Source organism: Mesorhizobium sp. M5C.F.Ca.IN.020.32.2.1, from assembly GCF_004023105.1.
Taxonomy (GTDB): domain Bacteria; phylum Pseudomonadota; class Alphaproteobacteria; order Rhizobiales; family Rhizobiaceae; genus Mesorhizobium; species Mesorhizobium wenxiniae.
On the sequence record NZ_RZSX01000559.1, the window covers coordinates 1 to 4,328 of the forward strand.

The 4,328-nt window shown below is 64.1% G+C and carries 4 protein-coding genes; 2 read left to right on the forward strand and 2 right to left on the reverse strand.

What is annotated here, in order from left to right:
• The coding region (locus tag EOA86_RS24205; RefSeq protein ID WP_164891938.1) for an efflux RND transporter permease subunit at positions 1–2,910 on the forward strand (2,910 nt) is incomplete at its 5' end.
• A 57-nt stretch (positions 2,911–2,967) separates the two neighbouring features.
• Here EOA86_RS24205 and EOA86_RS38835 read toward each other — a convergent pair.
• Together EOA86_RS38835 and EOA86_RS38840 are read right to left on the reverse strand one after the other, a co-directional pair.
• On the reverse strand, positions 2,968–3,177 hold the full coding sequence (locus tag EOA86_RS38835) for a hypothetical protein (protein ID WP_164891939.1): 210 nt from the start codon (positions 3,175–3,177) through the stop codon (positions 2,968–2,970).
• A complete protein-coding gene (locus tag EOA86_RS38840) occupies positions 3,174–3,440 on the reverse strand; it encodes a hypothetical protein (protein ID WP_163603004.1) in 267 nt (88 codons plus the stop codon). The genes EOA86_RS38835 and EOA86_RS38840 overlap by 4 nt, the downstream gene beginning before the upstream one ends.
• A 218-nt stretch (positions 3,441–3,658) precedes the next feature.
• On the opposite strand from EOA86_RS38840, the gene EOA86_RS24215 reads away from it, so the two are divergent.
• The coding region (locus EOA86_RS24215) for an SDR family NAD(P)-dependent oxidoreductase (protein WP_128343975.1) at positions 3,659–4,328 on the forward strand (670 nt) is incomplete at its 3' end.

A 4,328-nucleotide genomic window follows, 5' to 3' on the forward strand; every position in this document is an offset into this window, starting at 1 on the left:
CAGGTGATTGGGGGCGCGGTCGCCCGCGTCTCCGGTGTGAAGACGATCTCGTCCACCTCGTCCTTCGGCACGAGTCGCGTCACCATCGAATTCAACGACGGCGTAGACCTCGACGTCGCCGCCTCCGATGTGCGCGATGGCGTTGGCCGCGTCGTCGACCAGATGCCGGACACGGCCGATGCGCCGCGCATCGTCAAGGCCGACGCCAATTCCGAGCCGGTGATGCGGCTGGCTGTCACCTCCGACACCATGTCGGTGCAGGACATGACGGTGCTGGTCCAGGACCAGATCGAGGACGAGCTTGCCGCCGTGCCCGGCGTTGCCGACGTCCAGGTCTATGGCGACCGCGACAAGATCTTCCGTATCGATGTCGACCAGAACAAACTTGCCAGCCTGGGCTTCACCGTCGCCGACCTGAGGACAGCGCTGGCTTCGGTGGCTTTCGATTCGCCGGCCGGCTCAATCACCACGACCAACCAGGACCTGATCGTGCGTCCGACGGCGGACGTGACCACGCCGGAGGAGTTCGAAAAAATCATCATCGGCGGCACGACCCGCATCCGCGACGTCGCCACCGTCACGCTCGGTCCCGATATCGGCCAGACCACGTTGCGTTCGAACGGCAAGACCGGCATCGGTCTCGGCATCATCCGCCAGGCGGAATCGAACACGCTTGATATTTCGACCGGCGTCAGGGCCGCGGTCGCCGCGCTGCAGGCGGATCTGCCTCAGGGCACGTCGATCAAGGTCACCAGCGACGATGCGGTCTTCGTCAACGGCGCGGTGCATGAGGTCGAGATCGCACTCGGCCTGTCCGTCTCCATCGTGCTGATCGTCATCTACGTGTTTCTCCTCGACTGGCGCGCGACGCTCATTCCGGGGCTTGCGATGCCGGTGGCCATGATCGGGACGATCGCCGCCATCTATCTCGCCGGCTTCTCGGTCAACATATTGACGCTGCTCGCCCTGGTGCTGGCGACGGGCCTGGTCGTCGACGACGCCATCGTCGTTCTGGAAAACATCGTGCGACGACGCAACGAAGGCATGGGGCCACGCGCCGCAGCCGTGCTTGGTGCCCAGGAAGTGTTCTTCGCCGTCATCGCCACGACGTTGACGCTGGTCGCAGTCTTCGTGCCGATTTCCTTCCTGCCCGGCCAGACCGGCGGCCTGTTCCGCGAATTCGGCTTCGTTCTCGCCATATCGGTGCTTCTGTCCGCCGTCGTGGCGCTGACGCTTTGTCCGATGCTTGCCTCACGCATGCTGTCGGCCGCGCCGCTTCACCACGAAGGCGGCAGCGGCATCGGCGCCCGCATCGGCGGTGCGCTGAACGCGCTCTACCGGCGATGCCTGCGCGCCTGCCTCGACGCGCCGTGGATCGTACTCCTGGTCGCGCTGCTGTTTGCAGCCACCGCCTTCACGCTGTTCGGCACGATTCGCCAGGAACTGACGCCGACCGAGGATCGTGCCGTCGTGCTTATGCGCGTCGACGCGCCGCAAGGCGTCAGCCTCGATTACACGACCGAGCAGATGCAGAAGATCGAAAAACTGATCCAGCCGCTGCGCGATTCCGGCGAAATCCGCAATACGTTCGAGAGCGCCGGCCGGAACGGCGCCTACAATGCCGGCTTCATGGTGATGACGCTGGCGCCGTGGGACGAGCGCGACCGCAGCCAGCAGCAGATCATGGCCGATATCAGCCGGCTCACCCGGCAGGTGCCGAGCGTGCGCGTCTTTCCGATGCAGCCCAACAGCCTCGGCATTCGCGGCGCCGGCAGCGGCCTGCAGTTCGCGCTGGTTGGCAACAATCGCGCAGCGCTCAGCGACGCTGCGGTGAAGATCATCGCCGAGATGCGGAAGGATGCCCGCTTCCAGTCGCCCCGGCTCTCCGTCGACCCGACGCAACCCCAGCTTTCGGTGGCCATCGACCGCGAACGCGCTTCCGACCTCGGCATCGACATCACCGGGCTTGCCGATACTTTCCAGGCCATGCTCGACGGCAATGATGTCGTCGACGTCTACATCGCCGACCGCAGCTACGGGGTGAAGCTCGTCTCGACGACCAACCCAATCAACGATCCGACCGACCTGGAGAACATCTTCCTGAAGACGGCCGACGGCCGCTTCGTGCCGATGTCGACCATTGCCACGCTGGCCGAGCGCGCCGTGCCGCCCTCGCTGACCCGCGAGCAGCAGCAGCCGTCGGTGGCGATCACCTCCAATCTCAGCGGCGATTTCGCGCTCGGCCAGGCGCTCACCCGCGCCGAGGCAATCGCCACGCCGCTCCTGCCGCCGGGCAGCCGCATCGTCCCCTTGGCCGAGGCGGCGACGCTGGGCGAGACCAACAGTGCCATGATCACCATCTTCGGATTCTCGCTGGTCATCATCCTGTTGGTACTCGCCGCTCAGTTCGAGAGCTTCGTCAGTGCGGTCATCATCATGGCGACGGTGCCGCTCGGTCTTGCCTGCGCGATCTTTGCCCTTTTGCTCAGCGGCACCAGCCTCAACGCCTACAGCCAGATCGGCCTGGTGCTGCTGGTCGGCGTCATGGCCAAGAACGGCATCCTGATCGTCGAGTTCGCCAATCAGTTGCGCGACCGCGGGCTCGGCGTCCGCGAGGCGATCGAGCAGGCCTCGACCATCCGGCTGCGGCCGGTGATGATGACGATGATCTGCACCGTGCTTGGCGGCGTGCCGCTGGTGCTGGCGAGCGGCGCCGGCGCCGAGGCGCGCATCGCGCTCGGCTGGGTGATCGTTGGCGGGCTGGGTCTGGCCACCGTCTCGACGCTGTTCCTGACCCCGGTCGCCTATCTCCTGCTCGGCCGCTTCGTGACGCCGAAGGTGGAAGAGGCATCGCGGCTGAAGCGCGAGCTCGAGGAAGCCGCCTACACCAATGTCGAGCCGGCTGAGTAGGCCCTTCCGTTTTGCGGAGAGGATGCCGTTTAACCAATTGCCCGTGAAATCCGGCAGTCAAAAATATGGATTTCTCGGATCAAAGGGATACTTTGGTTCACCCTTGCCAGTTGAAACGGCACCCGCGATAAGCACCCCCTTCGGTCCAAATTGATAGTCGATGCCGGCGCAAAGGTGGGCGAGATCCTGGTAGTGAAAACTACGCAGCGCACTACCACCTTCGAATGCGGCTGCTTTGAGTTGCTCAGGCGTGAGCGGCTCAATCATCCTATCGCGATAGGCTTGACCTTGGCCTTATTGAGCTTGGACCACTGGCATTCGGCGCCGATAACTCGCGCCAGCATGATATTTCTAACTGCGGTCGCGGCTGGATCATCCAAAGGGATCGAATATTTCTTGAGAAAATAGTTCGTACTCGGGTCGTTGGTCATCGACTTGCGCCAAAAGGGCGGGAACTTGTCTGCGGCCTCGGCGAAAATTGTACTTGCCATCGACACAAGGACAACCCCGACAAACCGCTGTAACCACATGAACGTAACCTCGAGCTATTCTGATTCAGGGCCTTATAGACACCATGCCATTCGGCTTGCCCAGTTCGTAGGCACGCGCCCCATCGCGTCGGCCAGCGGGCACGACCGCTGTCACATGGGTCCGGCACTTTACCCGCGGCAGGGATGATCGTACTTCGGTTAGCCTTGTCAACGCGAGCCTTTTGCTGGGCGAGGCAAGGACGCGCGGAGGAATCGCGATGAGCTATCTGGATGAGCTGTTTTCGGTGGCCGGCAAGACCGCGCTGGTGACCGGGGCTGCGACCGGCATCGGGCGCATGGCGGCGACCGCGTTGGTCAGGGCCGGTGCTACCGTGATGATCGCCTCGCGCAAGGGCGAGGATTGCATCAGGGTTGCCGGCGAACTGAACGGCCTCGGCGGCTCCGGCCGAGCCGAGGGCTTTGCCGGCGATGTCTCCAGCGAGGTTGGCATCGCGGCGCTGGTTGCCCAGGTCAAGGCACGGACCGAACGGCTGAATATCTTGGTCAACAATGCCGGCGTTTCCTGGGGCGCGCCGCTGGAAAGCTTCCCCTACCATGCCTGGGCCAAGGTGTTCGGTGTCAATGTCACTGGCGTCTTCCATCTGACGCGCGAGCTCCTGCCGCTGCTCGACGCCGCCGCCAGCGATGCCGATCCGGCCCGGGTGATCAATCTGGGTTCGGTGATGGGTACGCAGCCGCTGGCGGACGACGCCTATTCATACTCTGCCTCGAAAGCCGCGGTTCACCACCTGACACGCACCTTGGCGATCGAGTTCGCCGCCCGCCACATCACCGTTAACGCTTTCGCCCCCGGCCCCTTCCAGAGCCGGATGACCGCCTTTGCCACCGCGACCGAGGACCAGGCCAAGCATGTCGGCGGCCATGTTC

What these genes read in the sequence shown, in the direction of transcription:
- EOA86_RS38835 (WP_164891939.1), bottom strand. Translation starts at nt 3,177, where the DNA reads ATGATTGAGCCGCTCACGCCTGAGCAACTCAAAGCAGCCGCATTCGAA.
- EOA86_RS38840 (WP_163603004.1), bottom strand. Translation starts at nt 3,440, where the DNA reads ATGTGGTTACAGCGGTTTGTCGGGGTTGTCCTTGTGTCGATGGCAAGT.